Source organism: Xenorhabdus santafensis (assembly GCF_033949405.1).
GTDB classification, from domain to species: Bacteria; Pseudomonadota; Gammaproteobacteria; order Enterobacterales; family Enterobacteriaceae; genus Xenorhabdus; species Xenorhabdus santafensis.
The window spans coordinates 1-451 of the sequence record NZ_VCDN01000371.1 but is presented as its reverse complement, the minus strand read 5'-3'; the positions used below and the strand labels follow the sequence as shown (position 1 = coordinate 451).

At 35.5% G+C, this 451-nt stretch carries 1 protein-coding gene; it reads left to right on the top strand.

Annotated features, from left to right (window positions below):
- Positions 1-451, top strand: a 451-nt coding sequence (locus tag FE392_RS20610) for a hypothetical protein (RefSeq protein WP_319931959.1), incomplete at both ends; no start/stop codon positions are given.

The window sequence follows — 451 nt, the reverse complement described above, 5'->3', positions numbered from 1 at the left end:
ATACAGATGGTTTAGTGTTGTTTGATGATGAAAAAGTTGATTTAAGCAAATCTGAGCCTTCTGAGAGTATTTTCAAACGTGATGAAGTTTTCAATTTGATTCCAAAAATTAAGCGGATTGATAAAAAGGCAATTGAAGGTTTGGCCAGTCGTGTTTCTATTTTGGCTGAAGGAGATTTTCGACATTTGTTCCAGGAAGAAGAGGGAAATACAATCGCATTACATCAAGTGTTAGAAGAAAGAGGAATGGTTATTTTTACATTGGATAGTTTGCGATATCCGGAAGGCGCTCGACAACTTGGAAAAATGATTGTGAATGATTTAAAAACGAATGTGAGTAGTCATATGAAACACAGAGAAGGTGAACATGTGACAGTTGCTATTGATGAATTTAATGTACTTGTTACGCAGCAAGTTATTGATGTGATTAATAAATCTCGTGGGGCAGGATT